Below are 18,350 nucleotides of genomic sequence, written 5' to 3' on the forward strand. Positions count from 1 at the left end.
GGTAAATTTCTGCTTAACCCTGTCTGAGGTGTCAATTAATCAATGACATGAAGCCACTCAGACCTGGGGTTGCGGATCGAGAAACGTCAGGATTGGTAGTGCACAAGTCATTAAATTTAAGATTTCTGCCAATCTGTTAGCTTCATGAGCTTAAAAAATACATCTTTTTAACGATGGATTGAGACATTTACCTGTCATGCCCTTGCTCCTCACTAACGCTGAACTCCCAAGTTCTATTGTTTCTCTTCGTCGTGCCCCTAGTTATGTTAGATCAAGCAACTCACCTGATGATTTCGTCTTTTATAGAAGCATCAGCAATCATTAAGGCAGTTGTTTTTTTTATCGTTTGGGTCGTGGTTTGGTTGCCCTTGGGAATTCCACTGGCGATCGCGCTCAAGTGGCAACCCCCTCAACCCATTACTCCCTCACAAAAATTACCTTTACTCGCTCCCCTTTATCTAATTGCCCCTCTAATTCTCTGGGGGTTTGCTCGAATTCAAGGAGTGCCTTTCTCAGGTTATGGCTTAACTAGAACGGCTGCTTTCTTCGGCTCTTTAGGATTAGGGCTGATTTTAGGTGTTTTAGGCTTAGCAGTTTTGTTTGGGTTCCAAGTAGCTTTAGGTTGGGTTCAGTGGCCGCTATCCTCTCAAATTTCACGACAAAATTCTGTTTCTGAAGCTGGCAAAACTAGCAGCTGGAGTTGGCGCATCTGGCTACCAACGCTGGTATTAGGAATTTGGGTGAGTGTGACTGAAGAATTGATTTTTCGAGGATTTCTTCTGAATCAATTACAGCAAGACTACTCGCTTTGGCTGGCAGGCGCGATCGCTAGTAGCATTTTTGCGGTCCTGCACTTGGTTTGGGAAGGGCCTGAGAATATTCCCCAATTACCCGGACTTTGGCTCATGGGCATGGTGCTGGTGCTGGCCCGCCAAGTGGATGGTGGCAGTTTGGGACTCGCTTGTGGCTTACATGCTGGGTGGATTTGGGGCATTGCGAGCTTAGATGCGGCTCAGGCGATCGCTTATACGGGTAAGGGGCCAACTTGGATGACTGGGTTAGGCCAGCAGCCACTGGCAGGAGTGATGGGTCTATTGTTTCTGGTTGGAACTGGGGTAGGGCTTTGGTGGTTGGGTGCTGGGGGCTTCATTGCCAACCGCTACTAAGCAATGCGACTGACAGTGATTAAGGTGACTGGGTTGAGAGGGGCGAAGCGTGTGAGAGGACCGACGGGGACTGACCGCGAGAGTTGAACTTGTAGTAGGTGATGCTGCCAAGCTGGCGGTTGAGCTGGGGCGTTTTGCTGCTCTAGCCAAGCCAGGGCTTGAGTCAAGTGCTCCAGGGTGGCTAAGGCTAGAACCAAGACACCTTGAGGCGCTAAATGGGCTGCACAGACATCCAGAATCTGGCTCAGGTTGCCGCCACTGCCACCAATAAAGATGCGATCGGGAGCGGGGAGTGAATGCAATGCTGCGGGAGCGGGGCCGTGGATAGCGACGATATTTTCTAACTGAAAACGATCGCGGTTTTGTTGCACTAGGCTAACTCCGATCGCAGTTTTTTCGATGGCGTAAATTTGGGCATCTGGGATGAGACGGGCGATCTCAATGGAGACAGAGCCTGTGCCTGCCCCAATATCCCAAATTACCTGTCCGGGTTGGAGTGCCAGTTCGGCGAGCACTAAAGTCCGCACCTCACGCTTGGTCATGAGGTTGGGGCGATCGCTAAAGCTGATAAATGCTGAATCTGGCAGGCCGAGCAGGGGTAAAGTTTTGAGGTCTAAAGGTTCTGTATGGCTTCCGGAGCGCAGTAGAATCACGACATTCAGGGGAGCAAAGGCTTCCAATCGCAACGCTTCTGGAGACCAGGCTTGCACTCGTTCTTCAGGGCTACCTAAGTTCTCACACACCCAAACTTGATAGCGCTGGGGCAGGTCGAGGCTTTGCAGCAGCTGGGCGATCGCGGCGGGTGAATGAGTGTTGTCTGTTAAGACAGCAATTTTGGCTACACCTTGTTGAATGGCTTGAGTTAGCTCCTCTAAGGAACGTCCGTGGGCGCTAATAATGCGAGCATCTTGCCAGGGAATTTTGACGCGATTAAAGGCAAGTTGGACAGAGCTGAGATGCGGATAAAACGTTAATTGTTCGGTTGGCAGTTCGGCTAGCAGCAACCGTCCCAAGCCAAAAAAGAGGGGATCACCTGAAGCCAAGACCACAATTCTAGGAAGAGGCGTTGCGGTTGCAGTTGCGGCTAAATGTTGGCGGATTGTCGCGATCGCTTGGGTGAAATCTCCCAGCTTCAGTTTTTCGGCTGAGTGTTCTGGAAAATAACTTAAATGGCGATCGCTTCCAACTAGCAGCGTTGCTTCAGCCACTATTTTCTGAACGGCAGGACTGAGACCAGCGGCTCCATCTAAGCCGATTCCGACTACATGGATGGGAGTCATTGGCTCGTTAATTAATGAGATTGGTTAGTCGAATGAGTCGGCAAGAGGGTGCGATCGCAGTTTGGTTCTAGCAGTTCAGGCTGTTGCCCCCAGGCCAACACCAGCAAAGCATTTAAGATCGCTGCTGCAACCGGAGAACCACCTTTGCGACCCTCGACGCGAATCTGCGGGATGGGGGTGGCGGCTAGCGCTGCTTTCGACTCCACCACGGAAATAAACCCAACGGGGGCTCCAATCACCAAGGCAGGCGATAAACCAGCAGTACCTGAGTGCGCCTGTAGCTGCTGACAGAGGGCTAGCAAGGCGGTGGGGGCATTCCCAATCACCACGATCGCCTGGGGAAACCGCTGCAAACATTCAAGCAATCCAGTTTCTGTGCGAGTTTTCCCAGGGAGAGCTTCTGTCACTTGCTCCACCGCACTGATCAATGGATTGCCGAAGGTTTGCGCCACCATATTAGCGACACCCTGTTTCACCATGCCGACATCAGTAATGATCGGGCAGCCCTGCTGGAGAACCGCGATCGCAGTAGCAATAGCTCCGGGGCTAAACCAGAGCAGTTGCTTGAAGTCGAAGTCAGCCGTACTATGAATCACTCGTCGCACAATCGCATATTCAGCGACGCTAAAGCTGTGATCCCCGATTTCCTGGTCAATCACCGCAAAGCTCTGCTGCATGATGGGATGCATGGGCAAATTCATAGGTAGCTCAGTAAGAGGGCTAAATTACAAGGCTAAATTTCGAGGCTGGGCCAATCCGGTTCTCGATAATAGCGTGTCATGTTATCAAATTTTCGGAGTTCGGCGCGGTAGGCCCACATCTCCTGAGGCACACCTGTGATCCACTGCTGATTCAACTGGGTGAATTGCTCGCTGAGGCGATCGCGGTCTAGCTCAGGTGGAATGCTGCCAAAGTAGCCTAGAGTCACATGGGCCGTGAAGTGATATTGCTGCTCGATTCCTAGAGCCATCAAGCCAGGATTTTGGTAGATCGCTCGGCGGAGTTGCAGTAGCTGCTCGTAGGCGACTTCTTCCTTGGGAACCAAGCCGACTCCAATCGCTCGTGGCATCACAATTAAGCCTACCGCTTGTAAGCGTACGGGGTGGGATTGCGGGTGCATCCGTTGGTACTGCTGAAAACTCTGAGCCATGCGATCGCAGAGTTGCTGCTCAAACTCTGGATTTTTGGCCGCATCACGATAGGCATGATCCCAAATCAGGTCTGCCACGGTGAGGTGGAAGCTGTCCGGCGGCAAAGGCACGAATAGATTAGGATCAAGCTGCTGCTGGAGTTGCGCTTGGAGCGCCTGCAAATTAGCGTAGAAAGCCTGATTTTCAGTTTCTTCGCCCCCTGGCGGGGTGACTATGGTGTAACCCGGAAACGCTACTGCCTGCCGCTCGCCTCCCACTTCTTGCAGTTGGAACTTGGGAGACTCTTGAATATTTTGCAATTGAGATTTATAAGTCTCTGGCAGAGGTAGCCGTAGCACTCGATTCACATAAGTTTGATAATTATCGTCCAACTCTCGATCGCCTCGCGCGTTCAGGTGCTCTGTATGCCAATTTACCTCTATTGGGGAGAAGATGACTTTGCGATCGCAAAAGCTGTTACAACCCTGCGCGATCGCACCCTCGATCCAGATTGGACCAGCTTTAACTTCGACAAGATTTCAGCAGAGCAGAGCAATGCCGTTCTTCAGGCGCTCACACAAGCAATGACACCCCCGTTTGGGATGGGGAAACGGTTAGTTTGGCTCGAAAACACTACCCTAGGGCAGCAATGTCCAGAAACCGTTTTAGCAGAGCTAGAGCGCACTTTACCCGCCATCCCAGACGCCTCGGTGTTGCTGCTGACAGCCCGCAACAAACCAGACGGACGACTCAAGTCCACCAAATTGCTCCAGAAATATGCCGAGATCAAGGAATTCTCGCCAATTCCGCCTTGGAAAACAGATCAACTGCTCCACCAGGTCCGTCAAGTGGCTCAAACAGTAGGGGTGACGCTAACGCAGCCCAGCATGGAGCTTTTGGCAGAGTCGGTTGGTAACAACTCCCGACAACTCTATAGTGAATTAGAAAAATTACGGCTCTATGCGGGCGATCGCTCTCAACCCCTAGAGGCAGAGGTCGTAGCCAGATTGGTTGTGGTTAATACTCAAAACAGTCTGCAATTGGCAGCCGCGATCCGCCAAGGCCAAGTCGGTGAAGCGTTGGAACTCGTGGCAGGTCTCCTCAGTCACAATGAACCAGCGCTGCGGGTTGTAGCGACTTTGATCGGCCAGTTTCGCACTTGGTTGTGGGTCAAATTGATGCAGGAAGCTGGGGAACGCGATGAGCGGGCGATCGCTCAAGCCGCCGAAGTCAGCAATCCCAAACGGATTTATTTTCTCCAACAAGAAGTGCGCAGCCTGTCCTCTCAGCAACTCCAGCAAACATTGCCCCTATTGTTGGAATTAGAACTGAGCCTTAAGCAAGGCGCAGAAGAGCTTACCACTCTACAAACTAAAGTGGTTGAACTTTGTCAAATTTACCAGCGCTAAGCGATGCCATCCATTGGGTTTAATTGTCTGGTTTGTGAGGAGGCAACATTGCTCAAATGTCTATCCCACACCTGGAACTTAGCCTATATAAAATAGTTCAACAAGAATAGATTTGGGATTGTTCTAGTTTTTGTTCTGTCACATCGGATTATGATGAACTCTTGCCGTTCCCTCGTGCCATTTCACCCTCAAATGCTTCGTACCTTGACTGCTAAACTGCAACAGCCTCGGATGCAACTGGTTTCACAGTCCTTCGCGATTGGTTTCTTAGCCGCTGTTGGCCTTGCTTCTGGCTGGGTTCCTAGCTTATCAGAGCGCTCTCCAGAGCAAATGTTTAGTACGGCTGCTGTGGCTCAAGCGGCACCCAGTGCAGCAGAACTCAAAAGTTACGCTCGCGCTGTGTTGGCGGTAGAAGAAGTGCGCCAGGTCTCTTACAGAGACATTAAAAAACTTGTCGGCTCTAGCGGCATTCCGGCGATCGCTTGTCATAGACCCAAAAGCTTACAAGGATTGGCCCAAAACGTTCGCGGAATTGCAGTTGAGTACTGCAACAAATCTAAAAAAATTGTTGAGAGCAACGGCCTGACGATCGACAAATTCAACGCCATTACCGTGAATGTTCAGAGTGATCCAAATCTAGAGAAGCGAGTTCAAGCGGAATTATTGGAGCTACAAAAGCCATCTAGATAAATTTTGAGCAGCAACAAAACTCACCTCTGCTGCATGACTTCAGAACGGCAAATGTTCACCCAGTTGATGGTTTAGATGTAGCGCCGAAGATGAACAATCTTTAGAGAGGGGATCGAGGCTGGCCTGAAGTCCCAATCCCCTCCCAGCCAAAATTTAGCCCTTCCACCTGCTTCAGAAATCCTTAAGATAAACCTGGTTGATAACTGCATCAATTTGAGACTTAAAATGCTGTTCTCTGTCATAGAGGCGGCATTTTTTGATCAGTCAGAATGTCGATTAACCGGATCTCGATTGACTTTGTACCACCCCGAAAAAATGAGGGCAACGGCTCAAAGCAATCAACCTAGCGGTTTATAGTAAGCAGGAGTGAGGTTGATCTCCTGGAAACACTGTTCTGAGTCATGCTGACGTTGACCCACCGTTTATCTGCTGATGTTGCGATCGCCGTTGATCTCACCCTAGCCCTCACCGCCGAGGAGCGTGCCCGCAGCCGCTATCAACTTGCCACAGAAGCGGGGCAGAGCGTGCGATTGCAGTTGCCGCGCGGCACAGTGCTACATCATGGAGATCTGCTGCAAGCCGAAACTGGGGATGTCTTGGTGCGGATTGCCGCTAAACCTGAACCCGTCTTGACCGTGAAAGCGCAGACTTCTCTAGAGCTTCTGCGAGCAGCCTACCACCTAGGAAATCGTCATGTTGCTTTAGAGATCACGACGGATTATCTGCGTCTCTCTCCCGATCCAGTCCTCCAATCGATGCTGGAGCATCTGGGATTACAGGTAAGCGCAGAAATCGCGGCCTTTCAACCAGAAGTTGGCGCTTATGGGCACAGTGGACCTAGCCATGCCCATTAGTCTGCAACCTCAAGCACTACTGAGTTTGCTCCAACTAGCTAGTTCTGCTTTACCTGTAGGAGCCTACAGTTACTCAGAAGGTCTGGAAGCACTCGTAGAGGCAGGCATCATTAAAGACAAACTGAGTCTAGAACACTGGCTACAACAGGAGTTGCAAGTGGGTGCCATTCGCCTCGAAGCAGCGCTCATGATCCGCGCCTATCAGGCCACCCAAGCTGGCGATCGCCCTGCCCTGCGTCATTGGAACGCTTGGCTCTCAGCCAGCAGAGAAACAGAAGAACTGCGCCAACAAAGCTGGCAGATGGGCTACTCTTTAGGCCGCTTACTTCAAGAACTCCAGCCGAATTTAGCACCTGTAATTCAGGCCTGTGGCGAACCTTGTAATTTCGCGATCGCCTTTGGCATTGCCGCTGCCAGTTGGCAGATTGACCCCGAAGCAGCAATTTTAGGCTATCTCCACAGTTGGGCCACCAACCTGATGAATGCAGGCGTCAAACTAATTCCCTTAGGACAAACGGCGGGTCAGCGACTTTTAGTGGAGCTACAGAGTTGTTTGAGTGATGCCACAGGGGCAATTTTAGTCTTGAAGGATGAGGATTTATGCAGTTGTGGCTGGGGCCTAGCGATCGCCAGCATGGCGCATGAAGTGCAGTACAGCCGTCTCTTTCGCAGCTAGAAGTTCTTCCAAGTCACAACTTTGTGTAACCAGTAATTCCTTGTGATCACTAGTAACGATTAGCTAAGACTAGGTACAAATTCAACAAGATTAGGAATTACTAAGTGGATATGAGCTGATGTAGCTGTCTGCTGGGGCTAACGCTGCCGACTCTCCTCAACTCTGTAGGACGACAAGGTAGGAGCTATGGATCTGCACAAACTTTCCTATTTGAAACGATGGGCGATCCGTTATCGAGGCATCCTGGGACTCCTCTTTTTGGTGATTGCGGGCTACCTCGGCAACTATTGGCGGTGGTCTTTTTTCTTCAATATCGACTTTTTGTTTGGCAGCATTGCTACTTGGATGGTGGTTTGTCTATATGGCACCATCTGGGGCACTGTTGCCGCTTTTGTGGCTAGTCTTTGCACCTATATCCTTTGGCACCATCCCTATTCCATCATCACGTTTACTGCTGAAGCTTTATTTGTAGGCATCTTCTTTCATCGACGGCAGCAAAACATCGTCTTACTGGACGCTCTCTTCTGGATACTGATTGGCATGCCGTTGGTTTGGTTGTTTTACGGCAGCCTCTTACAGTTGGATGCTATTCAAACCACCATCATTCTGCTGAAGCAGCCCGCCAATGGTATTTTCAATGCCTTAATTGCCAACTTGATACTGACTCACTTACCGATTCATCGCTGGGTCGGTCGCCCCCAAGCCATTAGCACCCTCTCTCTCCAACAAACCCTCCTCAATTTATTAGTTGCCTTCGTTTTCTTCCCCACCCTGATGCTGATGGTTCTAGATGGCCGCCAAGTCATGGATAACATCAGAACCTCATCTGCTACGGAATTAAGCGTTGCTTCTACTAATCTGGTGGTTGAGGTCCGAGCTTGGTACAACCAGCGCCTCACCGCGGTAACACAGCTAGCCCAACTGGCTGCCCGCACTCCTTTTGACGCTACGACTCCAGCTTTGCGGCAAAGCTTGGAACTCACGCAAGATATTTTCCCTGACTTTGTTAATTTGTCGGTAGTAGATCGGACAGGCATACCGATTCTGAGCACGCTCAGCGCTACAGCTCAAGTAGAAACCACCTATTCTGCTCTGCCCCCCACGCTGTCGCTCAGCCAGCTTCAGGCTACATCTCAGCCTCAGCTTTTCACCCTTAGCGATCAGCAACAAACCCCCGGCAGCATTCACCTTTGGCTCTGTGCTCCCATTCAGCAGCATGGCGTTCTCTCTGGGTTTGTCCTGGGTGAAATTGATGCTGACACTGGGGTGGGTGCCATGATTCGATCGCATGTGACCGAGCAAGGACTCCAGGTGACCTTAGTGGATGCAGCTCAGAGCGTGGTTGCTAGCACGGATGCCAGTCGAGTCGCCACACCACAGTTCAATCGGAAGCAGCAAGGAGAAGTGCAAGCGATTGGGCCTAGAACCTACCAGTGGTTTCCTGTCCTTGGCAGTCCTTTAGTCATGGTGCGGTGGAGCAATTCGTTCTTTGTGCAAGAAACTCCGATCGCCCCCCAACTGCCTTGGACCTTGATTGTAGAACTACCTGCTAAACCTCAAGTTCACCGGATTGAGCAAGTCCATACCCAAAATTTGACCATCTTATTACTCATTTCCGGAACAGGCTTAATCTTTGCCACCTTGATCAGTCAGAGCTTAATCAATCCCCTCTCAAAACTTGCTGACGTTACAACCAATTTGCCTTACAGGTTGCTGGAGAGCGAGTTGACTCGGTGGCCGCGTAGCTCTGTAACCGAGTTAGATTCGCTGGTGCAAAATTTTCAGTCGATGGCGGCGAGCCTCACTCAAAAATTTTGGGAAATCAAAAGCGCCAATGAACTGCTAGAGCAGCGAGTGCAGGAGCGTACCCAGCAACTCGTCGCCATTAACACTGAACTGGCGGAAGAAATTAGTGAACGCCGCAAAGCTGAAAAGGAACTGGGAACACTGGTAGCTAAGTTAGAGCAAAGCAACCGAGAGCTGCAAGATTTTGCCTCTGTCGCTTCCCACGACCTCCAAGAGCCGCTCCGCAAAATCCAAGCGTTTGGCGATCGCTTGAAGCTGAAATGTGCTGATTCTCTGCCTCCCGAAGGTAAAGACTATCTAGAGCGAATGCAAAATGCCGCTCAGCGGATGCAAACGCTGATCAACGATTTGTTAGCCTTCTCACGAGTGACGACTAAAGCCCAGCCCTTCATTCCTGTAGACCTCGGCACCATCGTCCAAGAAGTTTTATCTGATATCGAAGTGCAGATCCAGCGAGTTGGCGGATGTATCGAAGCTGACTATTTACCGACGATAGAAGCTGATCCCTTGCAGATGCGGCAATTATTCCAAAATCTGATTAGTAACGCCCTGAAGTTTCATCAAAGCGATCGCCGTCCGATTGTCAGCATTTCAGCTCAGCTCCTAGAGGCTGCCGACTCACCAACCCCGCTTCAGGCTCCTAATAGTCGGTTCTGTCAAATTTTCGTCACAGATAATGGCATTGGGTTTGATGAAAAGTACCTCGATCGCATCTTTACTGTGTTTCAGCGATTGCATAGCCGCAGCGACTATGAAGGGACTGGGGTAGGCCTCGCCATTTGTCGCAAAATTGCTGAACGCCACCGAGGTAATATTACGGCTAAAAGTAGCCTGGGCCAAGGCACCACCTTTATTGTCACCCTCCCGATTCAACAAACTCTATGAAGCAAGGTGCTAGCAACCTCCCTGGTAAACCCATCACCATTTTGATGGCCGACGATGATGAAGACGATCGCATGCTGGCGCGTGAAGCTCTAGAAGAATGTCGCCTCGCAAATAATCTCCATTTTGTTCAAGACGGAGAGGAGCTGCTGGACTATCTTTACCATCGGGGTAAGTTTGACTCCCAAACTCAGTCGCCGCGTCCGGGTTTAATTTTGCTAGACCTCAACATGCCGCGCAAAGATGGTCGAGAAGCGTTGCAAGAGATTAAAGCTGATCCAGAACTGCGCCAAATCCCCGTTGTAGTTCTCACGACCTCTCAAGCCGAGGAAGATATTTATCGCACCTACGACTTAGGAGCCAACTCTTACATTACTAAGCCTGTTACTTTTGAGTCGTTGGTAGAAGTGATGAAAATTCTGGGCCGATATTGGTTTGAAATTGTCGAGTTGCCCTCAGAAGACTGAGCTGCACCAGCTAGGATTGGGCAACAGCGTTAGATAGAGGGCTTTGGCACTGCTTCTGGGTTGACTCGTAGCACTTCGGGATTGATTCCAGGTAACGCTAAATTTGCCGATCGGCACAAGGCTGGATCGCGGTGGGTGGTTTGTCCCAACTCAGAAGTTAGACATTCACAACTTTCAGACCATTGCTGCTCCGTCAAAATCAGTTTCTCTACAACTGCCTCCGTCAGGGGTTGGAAGAAGAAGTAGCCTTGGCCGTATTCACATTCCAAAGCCCGCAGTTGCGTCAGTTGTTCGGCGGTTTCCACTCCTTCCGCAGTCACATGGATTCCTAGGTTATGCGCCAGGGTCACGATCGCCCGCACAATTTCGGCACTTTCATCATCGGCTCCCAGGCGCTTCACAAACGAACGATCGATTTTGAGTTGATCAATGGGAAAGCGATGCAGATAGCTCAGCGATGAGTAGCCAGTGCCAAAGTCATCAATGTGTAGTTGCACACCCAAGGCTTTGAGCCTCAGCAGCATTTTAGTGGCAGATTCAGCGTTCTCCATCATCACGCTTTCCGTAATTTCCAGCTTCAAGCTCCGCGCATCCAAAGCGGTGGCTTGCAAAATCTGCTCAATTTGCCCAATCAAGTCGGGCTGCGAAAATTGCTTTCCAGACAAATTCACGCTCATGGTGAGAGGGAAACTGGTAGAGAACTGTTTTTGCCACTTTTGCGCTTGCTGACAAGCTTCACGCAACACCCAAAGCCCCACAGGAACGATCAATCCTGTTTCTTCAGCTACCGGAATAAATTCGGCGGGCGACATTAAACCGCGCTCTGGATGCTGCCAGCGAATCAAGGCTTCAAAGCCGTGAATTCTACCCGTAGTGAGGGAGACAATGGGTTGGTAATGCAGCCGCAGTTCTTGCCGCTCGATCGCCCGGCGCAAATCGGTTTCTAGATGGAGCAACTCTACGGCTCGCAAGTGCATGGTGCGATCGAACACTTTGTGGCAGGCGCGGCCCAGAGATTTGGCCCGATACATGGCAGTGTCGGCATCTCGCAGCAAATCTTCCGGCCAGTCATACCCAGTTTCACTTAAAGCAATGCCAATACTGACCGAGGTGAAAACTTCCTGGCCTTGCAGATTGAAGGGAGACTGGAGGGCGTGATGAATGCGGTTGGCAATCCGAGTTGCGTCATCGAGATCGCTAATATCGTCTAGCAGAATGGTGAACTCGTCTCCACCCAAGCGAGCCACGGTATCTCCTCCCCGCAGACAAGCCTCCAGACGACGAGCGATCGAAATCAACAGTTGGTCGCCAATCATGTGGCCCAAGCTGTCATTAATTACCTTAAAGCGGTCTAGATCTAGGAAGAGGACGGCAAACAAGTTATTCCCTGGCCGCTTCGAGCGCTCGATCGACAGACCCAAGCGATCCATAAACAGGGCGCGGTTGGGAAGCCCTGTCAAGACATCATGGAAGGCGTCATGCAGAAGTTGTTTTTCAACTTGCTTGCGATTGGTGACATCGGTTTGAGACCCCGCCATGCGCGAAATCTTGCCATCGGCATCCCGCACAGCTAGTCCTCGGCTCAGCATCCAACGATAGGAACCATCTTGATGCTGCATCCGATGCTCGCTTTCAAAATGGGGTGACAGCCCTTCTAGGTGCAGATCGATCTGAGCCTTCAAGCGCTCTACATCCTCGGGATGAACTCGATGCAGCCACTCTTCTGGGCAACTGCCAATTTCATCTTCTTGATGACCCAACATCGATTTCCAACGGGGGGAAAAGTAAATTTCATTGGTTTTTAGATTCCAATCCCACAAGCCATCGTTGGCTCCCTGAACTGCCAGGGCGTAGCGCTCTTGGCTTTCTCGTAGGGCTGCTTCGGCTTGCCTGCGGCCAGTCACATCATTTTGCAAGCCAATGAAGTTGATCAGTTTGCCATCGGCATCAAACACTGGATTGATGGTGAGTTCGTTCCAGAAGGGGGTGCCATCTTTGCGATAGTTCAGCAACACCTGCGTAATGGAGCGATGGGTCGCGATCGCATGCCGCATCTCATCGACATGAACTGGATTGGTGTCAGCGCCTTGCAAGAACCGACAATTACGGCCCAAGACTTCCTCAGGGGTGTAGCCTGTCATCTTGGTAAATCCGGGATTGGCAAAAATAATTGGGTTTTCGGGCAGGTTGGGGTCCGTAATCACCACCCCAATCGTCATATTGGCGATCGCAGAAGCCAACTGGCTGTTCTCTCGGACAATTGCCTTGAGGGAGGCTTCGGCTTGCTTTGCCTCGGTAATGTCAATGGCCATGCCATCAATGCGATCGCCTTGGCTGCCTCCGTCATAGACTACATGCGCCCGGTCATGAATCCAGCGGACTCCACCTGTAGGCTGGAGAATTCGGTACTCTAAATTCTTGAAACCCACTTTGAGTAGATGCTCTGATGCGGCTTCGACCTGCTCCAAATCCTCTGGATGCACCACTTCCAGCCACAGCCGGGGATTTTGGTAAAACTCCGCTACAGGACGACCGTAGAGCGCGGCAGCGGCAGGACTAATATAGATGGTCTCAAAGGTTGTAGCTGAAATCGACCAAACTACATCTTCGAGGGAAGCTAAAATTCCTTCCAGACGCGACTCGCTGGCTCGGAGTGCTTCTAGGGTGCGCTTCCGCTCAATCGCGTAACGAATGGCTCGCTCTAATAAAGCAGCATCAATTCGACCTTTCACCAGATAGTCCGCCGCACCCGCTTGCATCGCCGCTAGATCAATTTCTTGATCACCTTGTCCGGTGAGCAGGATAATAGGAGCGTGGCAACCTTGAGCGATCGCCGCCTGCAACAGCTCTAGGCCATCATGAAGCCCTAAGCGGTAGTCAATTAAATAGATATTATGCCGATGCTGCCCCATCATAGTCAGCGCCGCTTCATAGGTCTGGACCCATTCCAGGGTAAACTTATCACCCTCGATTTCTGAGAGGAGCGATCGCGTGAGTACGTAGTCGTCCTCGTCATCTTCAACCAACAGCACTTTGATGGGGTACTGATACATATGGTTATCTAATATACAAATTAACCTTATCTTAAAGTTTTGGTCGGTTACCGACATTGCCCAAATTTTGCTCTCATACACATAAATGTGCCCTGATCTTAAATTTTTGATGCCGGAGGATTGAGATTAGAATTCGTGCTGCAAAATTTAATGCGCCTCAGAAGTTCTTCAGCCATTTCTGACTGAGTGCAGTCACAATTCGCAACGACAGAAAATACTTAGACTAAAGATTTAATTTATCTAGAGAATATAATTTTAATCTGGCTAGGAGAATTCCAGATGAGTACACTACGGGTTGGAATCGCAGGTCCAGTAGGCTCTGGCAAAACTGCTTTGGTAGAGACGCTGTGTAAAGCTCTACGTCAGCAATACAATATTGCGGTAGTCACCAACGACATTTACACCCAAGAAGATGCGCAGTTTTTAGTCAAGCATCAGGCATTGGAGCAAGAGCGCATCATTGGGGTAGAAACTGGAGGGTGCCCTCACACTGCAATTCGCGAAGATGCCTCAATCAACTTAGCGGCGATCGCTCAACTGGAACAACGCTTCCAGAGCTTAGATTTACTGTTCGTGGAAAGCGGGGGTGATAATCTCGCGTCTACCTTCAGCCCCGAATTAGTTGATCTCACCATTTACGTAATCGATGTGGCTGCAGGAGACAAGATTCCTCGCAAGGGAGGACCAGGAATCACCAAATCAGATTTATTGGTGATTAACAAAATTGATTTGGCTCCCTTCGTCGGGGCTGACCTAGGCGTCATGGAGCGAGACGCCACAAAAATGCGAGGTCAGAAGCCATTTGTTTTCACCAATCTGAAAACTCAGACCGGGTTAGAGCAGGTGATTAATTTTATTACAGAGAATATGTAGAAGTATGTAGAATTTGGCGATCGCCTTGAACTTTCAATCATGGGGTTATTTTGACTTAACCCACGCAAAGATCAGGGTTTGCGACTAAGAACATTTATTGCCATCGGAATTTTGTATAAGCTAATACAATTAGCCTGAGAAGCTCCGCCATAATATCTCACTTTAATCATGTAACTTCCGACACCGGTTAGCAGATTGAGTGAGGAGAATAATAACAACATGGCAAGGCAGTTTGGGCGGCGCAAGTTTCTGATTTACGGCTCAGCCACTTTTGGTACTAGCATTCTGCTAAAAGCTTGCGCCAACAATCCCACCCCTCAAGCAGGCGAGAGTGCTTCCCCTACGACAGCAGCTTCACCTGCCGCCGCTGGTAGCGGCAACACCATCAAGGTTGGGATTCTCCATTCGCTAAGCGGCACCATGGCCATTAGTGAAAAGAGCGTGGTAGATGCTGAACAGTTAGCGATCACAGAAATTAATCAAGCAGGTGGTGTTTTAGGCAAACAAATTGAAGCGATCGTCGAAGATGGTGCTTCTGATTGGCCTACCTTCGCTGAGAAAGCAACTAAACTAATTGACCAAGATAAGGTCGCGACTATCTTTGGCTGCTGGACCTCTGCCAGCCGCAAAGCAGTTTTGCCTGTCTTTGAGCAGAAGAATCATATGCTCTGGTATCCAGTGCAGTATGAAGGGCAAGAATGTTCCAAAAACATCTTCTACACCGGAGCCGCTCCCAACCAACAAATTGAACCCTCGGTCGATTGGCTGCTGGAAAACAAGGGCAAAGAATTCTTCTTGGTGGGATCTGACTATGTTTTCCCTCGCACCGCCAACACCATCATCAAGGCCCAGCTAGAAGCCAAAGGTGCCGAAGTTGTCGGGGAAGACTACCTGCCTCTAGGCAGTACAGAAGTTACGCCAATTATTGCCAAAATCAAGCAGGCATTGCCGAACGGTGGCGTGATCTACAACACGCTGAATGGAGACAGCAACGTGGCTTTCTTCAAGCAGTTGCAGGGCGCAGGGATGGGACCAGACAAATATCCCTCTATGTCTGTCAGTATTGCGGAAGAAGAAGTGAAGGCGATCGGACCGGAATATCTCAAGGGTCATTATGCCGCTTGGAACTATTTCCAAACCGTAGACACTCCTGCCAACAAGAAGTTTGTAGAGGCGTTCAAAGCCAAGTATGGCAGCGATCGCGTCACCAACGACCCGATGGAAGCAGCATACATCATGGTTTACATCTGGAAGCAAGCGGTTGAGAAGGCCGCTACGGCAGATGACATGGAGAAGGTACGGGCTGCTGCGATCGGCCAAACCTTTGATGCTCCACAAGGACAGGTCAGCTTGGCTGCCAACCATCACTTGTCTAAAGTGGTGCGGATTGGTGAGGTGCGGGACGATGGTCTGTTTGAGATTGTCTCCTCTACTGACAAAGCCGTAGCTCCTGTGCCTTGGAACCAGTATGTAGCTGAAACCAAGGGCTTCGCTTGTGATTGGTCTGACCCAGCCAAGGGTGGCAAGTACAAGACCACCTAGAGATTGAGATTTTAGATAGCACTACGTGCCACTTCGCTAAAGGATTCTGGAGCTGAATTAACCAAGTTCTTCTTCAGAATCCCAGCTCGCAGGAGGGAGAGATTTGCTGACGGGATTGGTAGATGGGATTTTGGGTGGCATTGGCATCGGTTCGGTGTTGTTGCTAGCAGCACTGGGACTCGCCATTGTGTTCGGCCTCATGGGTGTGATCAACATGGCCCACGGGGAATTGATGATGTTGGGGGCTTACACCACCTTTGTGGTTCAGAATGTGTTCAAGAGCCTGGGGGGTGACTGGCTAGAAACTTACATTCTCTTTGCTCTCCCTTTAGCCTTTTTAGTCGCAGCTTTAATGGGACTAATTTTGGAACGAGGGGTGGTGCGGTATTTATATGGCCGTCCTCTAGAAACTTTGCTGGCTACCTGGGGCGTGAGCCTGATCTTGCAGCAGTTTGTGCGGAGCGTGAATTGGGTGCTGGTGATTGGTCTAGCCCTCTTTTGCCTCTTCTTTTTCGGTGGAATGTGGCTGCTGTCTCGTCGTGCGGATTGGCACCGTCTGCGGGGTTGGGCGATCGCGCTACTTTTACCGCTCTCTTTTGGCATTGCGGCGGTCACAGGCAATATCCTCAGCCAAACTTATAAGCTGGCCGTGACTAAACCTTGGTTTGGGGCACAAAACGTAGATGTCACCGCGCCTAAGTGGCTTCGCAGTGGCTTCTCTTTGGGAAGCCTTCAAGTCTCCTCGGTGCGTCTCTTTATTGTGGCCTTGACTATTTTCTGCGTCGTTGCCATTTATCTGTTCTTGCAGCGATCGCCTTGGGGGCTGCGAATTCGAGCTGTGACGCAAAACCGTAGCATGAGTGCTTGCTTGGGCATCCCCACTCAGAAGGTAGATGCACTTACCTTTGCGCTGGGATCTGGGCTGGCAGGTGTGGCGGGCTGTGCCCTGAGCTTACTTGGTTCCGTTGGCCCCAACACCGGACAGAACTATATTGTCGATACCTTTATGGTGGTCGTCGTGGGTGGCGTTGGCAAGTTGGTCGGCAGCATTGTGGCGGCAATGGCGATCGGCACCTTAACTTATCTGATCGGCTCCGATGCGTTTCGTCCTTTGTTGACGGCGGTGCCCCCATTGGCTGACTTTTTTACTTTCTTCTCTAGCACTAGCATGGCCAAGGTGATGGTTTTTGCGCTAATTGTGGTGTTTCTGCAAGTGCGTCCGGCAGGGTTGTTTCCGCAGAAAGGACGAACGGTGGACGCATAGCAGCTTTGGATTGCCGATTTTAGATTCTGGATTGAGTTTGGCTGGGTGACGTGAGAGGCTTGGGGTTGTGGAGACAGCAATTGGGAATCGAGGGATAGATTGGCGTAGGCATCGCACACTGCTGATGGAAATTGGCATTGTGGGCGCGATCGCACTGGGCCTCATTTTAGTGATGCCGCTTTTACTGACTGGTTTCCGGTTGAATTTGTTAGGGCGATTTCTAGCCTTGGCGATCGCAGCCTTAGGCATTGACTTGATCTGGGGCTACACAGGTCTACTGAGCTTGGGGCATGGAGTATTTTTTGCTTTAGGTGGCTATGCCTTAGCCATGCACTTAAAGTTGCAGATTCCACCCGATGCCAGCATCCAGTTACCAGAGTTCATGAGCTTGTATGGCGTCACCAAGCTTCCTGTGTTTTGGCAACCCTTTTATTCATTTCCCTTTACAGCATTCGCGATCGTGCTGATTCCGGGGTTGCTGGCGGCAGTTCTGGGATATTTGGTTTTTCGCAATCGGATTCGGGGTGTCTACTTCTCCATCCTCACCCAGGCCGCTACGATCATCTTTTTCAATCTCTTCAACGGTCAGCAGAAATTTATTAATGGCACCAACGGTCTCACAGACTTCCGCACTTTGTTTGGAGCTACAGTCAGCGCTCCGCAAACTCAATTTGTCTTCTACGTCGTCACGGTTCTCCTGTTGGTAGCTGCTTACACCCTCTGCCGTTGGCTCACTACAGGTCGCTTCGGTAACTTGTTGGTGGCGATTCGAGATGATGAGAGCCGGGTGCGCTTCTCTGGCTATGATCCCACTGGGTTCAAGGTTTTGGTTTTTGCAGTTTCCGCAGGTCTGGCAGGCTTGGCGGGAGCCATGTTCACTCTGCAAACGGGCATCATCTCACCCAAAGCTATGGATATCGCTTTCTCGATTGAGATGGTGATTTGGGTTGCTGTAGGAGGCCGCGCTTCTCTAGTTGGTGCTGTACTGGGTGCTCTCCTCGTCAACTACGGCAAAAGCTTATTGAGTGAGCGCTTTCCCGATATTTGGCTCTTTTTCCAAGGAGCCTTGTTTCTCCTGGTGGTGATGGTGTTGCCCAACGGTTTGGTCGGTTGGTTGCGCCACCAAGGCATGCAACAACTGCGATCGCTCTTAGGCCGTCGTCCCGCTGTCATGACCTATCCCAGCCTCGAAACCGATCCCGACGTTGAGCAAGAACGTCAAAAGCTTAGCAAACATGATTAGGCGCTATCCATCTAG

The 18,350-nt window shown here is 50.5% G+C and carries 15 protein-coding genes; 11 read left to right on the forward strand and 4 right to left on the reverse strand.

From position 1 onward, the window contains the following. Nucleotides 1-287 precede the first annotated feature (287 nt). Nucleotides 288-1,166, forward strand: a complete 879-nt coding sequence (locus tag H6F68_RS00785; RefSeq protein WP_242065285.1) for a CPBP family intramembrane glutamic endopeptidase — start codon at nt 288-290, stop codon at nt 1,164-1,166. On the opposite strand, the gene cbiE is transcribed toward H6F68_RS00785, so the two are convergent. The 3 genes from cbiE to H6F68_RS00800 are packed head-to-tail and all read right to left on the reverse strand — an operon-like array spanning nt 1,163 to nt 3,968. Continuing rightward, nucleotides 1,163-2,446, reverse strand: coding sequence for a precorrin-6y C5,15-methyltransferase (decarboxylating) subunit CbiE (gene cbiE / locus H6F68_RS00790; RefSeq protein ID WP_190555788.1), 1,284 nt, complete (start codon nt 2,444-2,446; stop codon nt 1,163-1,165). The genes H6F68_RS00785 and cbiE overlap by 4 nt on opposite strands. Before the next feature lie 11 nt (nt 2,447-2,457). Further along, on the reverse strand, nt 2,458-3,147 hold the full coding sequence (locus H6F68_RS00795; RefSeq protein ID WP_190555789.1) for a cobalt-precorrin-8X methylmutase: 690 nt from the start codon (nt 3,145-3,147) through the stop codon (nt 2,458-2,460). A 32-nt stretch (nt 3,148-3,179) separates the two neighbouring features. Then, entirely contained in the window at nt 3,180-3,968 is a 789-nt protein-coding gene (locus H6F68_RS00800; protein WP_190555790.1) for a DUF1868 domain-containing protein, read from the reverse strand. A gap of 33 nt (nt 3,969-4,001) precedes the next feature. Here H6F68_RS00800 and holA point away from each other — a divergent pair, with 33 nt between their 5' ends. The 6 genes from holA to H6F68_RS00830 all read left to right on the forward strand — a co-directional run bounded on the left by holA (nt 4,002) and on the right by H6F68_RS00830 (nt 10,360). Further along, a complete protein-coding gene (gene holA / locus H6F68_RS00805) occupies nt 4,002-4,985 on the forward strand; it encodes a DNA polymerase III subunit delta (protein WP_190555791.1) in 984 nt (327 codons plus the stop codon). A gap of 150 nt (nt 4,986-5,135) precedes the next feature. Next, the gene (locus tag H6F68_RS00810; RefSeq protein WP_199299839.1) at nt 5,136-5,675 is read left to right on the forward strand and encodes a DUF4168 domain-containing protein; all 540 of its coding nucleotides are present in this window, start codon (nt 5,136-5,138) and stop codon (nt 5,673-5,675) included. A gap of 401 nt (nt 5,676-6,076) precedes the next feature. Continuing rightward, nucleotides 6,077-6,529 carry an urease accessory protein UreE gene (gene ureE / locus H6F68_RS00815; protein WP_190553718.1) on the forward strand — a complete coding sequence of 151 codons (453 nt, stop codon included), beginning with the start codon at nt 6,077-6,079 and terminating at the stop codon, nt 6,527-6,529. After that, nucleotides 6,498-7,205, forward strand: coding sequence for an urease accessory protein UreF (locus H6F68_RS00820; protein WP_242065287.1), 708 nt, complete (start codon nt 6,498-6,500; stop codon nt 7,203-7,205). The genes ureE and H6F68_RS00820 overlap by 32 nt, the downstream gene beginning before the upstream one ends. A gap of 186 nt (nt 7,206-7,391) precedes the next feature. Beyond that, nucleotides 7,392-9,896 carry an ATP-binding protein gene (locus H6F68_RS00825; protein WP_190555792.1) on the forward strand — a complete coding sequence of 835 codons (2,505 nt, stop codon included), beginning with the start codon at nt 7,392-7,394 and terminating at the stop codon, nt 9,894-9,896. Further along, on the forward strand, nt 9,893-10,360 hold the full coding sequence (locus H6F68_RS00830) for a response regulator (protein ID WP_199296007.1): 468 nt from the start codon (nt 9,893-9,895) through the stop codon (nt 10,358-10,360). Before H6F68_RS00825 ends, H6F68_RS00830 begins: the two co-directional genes overlap by 4 nt. Nucleotides 10,361-10,389: 29 nt before the next feature. On the opposite strand, the gene H6F68_RS00835 is transcribed toward H6F68_RS00830, so the two are convergent. Further along, nucleotides 10,390-13,413: an EAL domain-containing protein gene (locus tag H6F68_RS00835; RefSeq protein ID WP_190555793.1), complete on the reverse strand. Its 3,024-nt coding sequence runs from the start codon at nt 13,411-13,413 to the stop codon at nt 10,390-10,392. A 279-nt stretch (nt 13,414-13,692) separates the two neighbouring features. On the opposite strand from H6F68_RS00835, the gene ureG reads away from it, so the two are divergent. The 4 genes from ureG to urtC all read left to right on the forward strand — a co-directional run bounded on the left by ureG (nt 13,693) and on the right by urtC (nt 18,335). Continuing rightward, a complete protein-coding gene (gene ureG, locus H6F68_RS00840; protein WP_190432623.1) occupies nt 13,693-14,286 on the forward strand; it encodes an urease accessory protein UreG in 594 nt (197 codons plus the stop codon). Nucleotides 14,287-14,505: 219 nt separating this feature from the next. Continuing rightward, nucleotides 14,506-15,828, forward strand: coding sequence for an urea ABC transporter substrate-binding protein (urtA, locus tag H6F68_RS00845; protein WP_190555794.1), 1,323 nt, complete (start codon nt 14,506-14,508; stop codon nt 15,826-15,828). A gap of 103 nt (nt 15,829-15,931) precedes the next feature. Then, nucleotides 15,932-17,092 (forward strand): ABC transporter permease subunit, encoded by a 1,161-nt coding sequence (locus H6F68_RS00850; RefSeq protein WP_190555795.1) that lies wholly within the window; start codon nt 15,932-15,934, stop codon nt 17,090-17,092. 67 nt (nt 17,093-17,159) lie between these two features. Beyond that, nucleotides 17,160-18,335 carry an urea ABC transporter permease subunit UrtC gene (gene urtC / locus H6F68_RS00855; RefSeq protein ID WP_399312372.1) on the forward strand — a complete coding sequence of 392 codons (1,176 nt, stop codon included), beginning with the start codon at nt 17,160-17,162 and terminating at the stop codon, nt 18,333-18,335. Nucleotides 18,336-18,350: the final 15 nt, after the last annotated feature.

The sequence above is a fragment of the Trichocoleus sp. FACHB-262 genome (assembly GCF_014696035.1).
GTDB lineage: Bacteria > Cyanobacteriota > Cyanobacteriia > FACHB-46 > FACHB-46 > Trichocoleus.

Bases quoted from the DNA above. Each gene is read 5' to 3' on its own strand.
- H6F68_RS00785 (WP_242065285.1), top strand. From the start codon at position 288: ATGATTTCGTCTTTTATAGAAGCATCAGCAATCATTAAGGCAGTTGTT.
- cbiE (WP_190555788.1), bottom strand. From the start codon at position 2,446: ATGACTCCCATCCATGTAGTCGGAATCGGCTTAGATGGAGCCGCTGGT.
- H6F68_RS00795 (WP_190555789.1), bottom strand. From the start codon at position 3,147: ATGAATTTGCCCATGCATCCCATCATGCAGCAGAGCTTTGCGGTGATT.
- holA (WP_190555791.1), top strand. From the start codon at position 4,002: ATGCCAATTTACCTCTATTGGGGAGAAGATGACTTTGCGATCGCAAAA.
- H6F68_RS00810 (WP_199299839.1), top strand. From the start codon at position 5,136: ATGATGAACTCTTGCCGTTCCCTCGTGCCATTTCACCCTCAAATGCTT.
- ureE (WP_190553718.1), top strand. From the start codon at position 6,077: ATGCTGACGTTGACCCACCGTTTATCTGCTGATGTTGCGATCGCCGTT.
- H6F68_RS00820 (WP_242065287.1), top strand. From the start codon at position 6,498: ATGGGCACAGTGGACCTAGCCATGCCCATTAGTCTGCAACCTCAAGCA.
- H6F68_RS00825 (WP_190555792.1), top strand. From the start codon at position 7,392: ATGGATCTGCACAAACTTTCCTATTTGAAACGATGGGCGATCCGTTAT.
- H6F68_RS00830 (WP_199296007.1), top strand. From the start codon at position 9,893: ATGAAGCAAGGTGCTAGCAACCTCCCTGGTAAACCCATCACCATTTTG.
- H6F68_RS00835 (WP_190555793.1), bottom strand. From the start codon at position 13,413: ATGTATCAGTACCCCATCAAAGTGCTGTTGGTTGAAGATGACGAGGAC.
- ureG (WP_190432623.1), top strand. From the start codon at position 13,693: ATGAGTACACTACGGGTTGGAATCGCAGGTCCAGTAGGCTCTGGCAAA.
- urtA (WP_190555794.1), top strand. From the start codon at position 14,506: ATGGCAAGGCAGTTTGGGCGGCGCAAGTTTCTGATTTACGGCTCAGCC.